The sequence below is a fragment of the Vibrio sp. 2132-1 genome, from assembly GCF_033344315.1.
This window is the reverse complement of record NZ_JAWPON010000244.1, coordinates 1-773: the sequence shown is the minus strand read 5'-3', so window position 1 is coordinate 773 and position 773 is coordinate 1. Positions and strand designations below refer to the sequence as shown.

Here is a 773-nt window from a genome sequence, read left to right as displayed (position 1 = left end):
AGAGTTGTTTGTCTTCCCAACGGATCATCGTCAGCGAACCACCCCAGACACAACCTGTATCGAGTCCAATGACTTTTTCATCGATATAGCCCTGCAATGCTGCCCAGTGGCCGAATAACACTGTTTTTTCTAACGGTATGCGGTGCGGCAGTTCAAACCAAGGTACCAATTGGTCACCTGTGACTTCTTGCGGAGGCAGTTTGCAGTCCATATCTAAACGACCATCAGAAAAGCAGAAACGCATTCTTGTAAAGGCATTGATGATATAGCGATAGCGATCCAGACCTTCCAGTGAGTCATCCCAAAGATCTGGTAAGTTGCTGTACATGTTTTTTAGCAACCACGGCAACTCTTCGCCTTGGATAATATGTTCTACTTCGCGAGCGCATTGTCTGGCTGTCTCTAAATCCCATTGCGGTGAGATACCCGCATGACACATCACAAACTCGTCGTGCTCTGCCAGAAGAGGTTGTTTAGCTAGCCAAGAGAGCAGTTCTTCGCGGTCTTTAGCGAGGAAAATAGGGGTCGTTTTATCTTTGTCTTTTCGCTTTTTCAGGCCGTAAGATACTGCCAGTAAATGTAAGTCATGATTGCCGAGTACGACTTTTGCGCTGTCACCGAGTGACTTTACGAAGCGCAGTGTTTCGAGTGATTTCGGGCCGCGAGCCACCAAATCTCCTGCGAGCCAAAGTTGGTCATGTTGAGTGGAAAAGTTGACGCGCTTGAGTAGCTGCTGTAGTTCGTCAAAACAGCCTTGGATGTCACCAACGATA

1 protein-coding gene is annotated in these 773 nt (G+C 47.6%); it reads right to left on the bottom strand.

The features are described 5' to 3' along the window. A partial coding sequence (locus R8N47_RS24710) for a symmetrical bis(5'-nucleosyl)-tetraphosphatase (RefSeq protein ID WP_318186039.1) occupies positions 1-772 on the bottom strand: 772 nt, incomplete at its 3' end. Position 773: the final 1 nt, after the last annotated feature.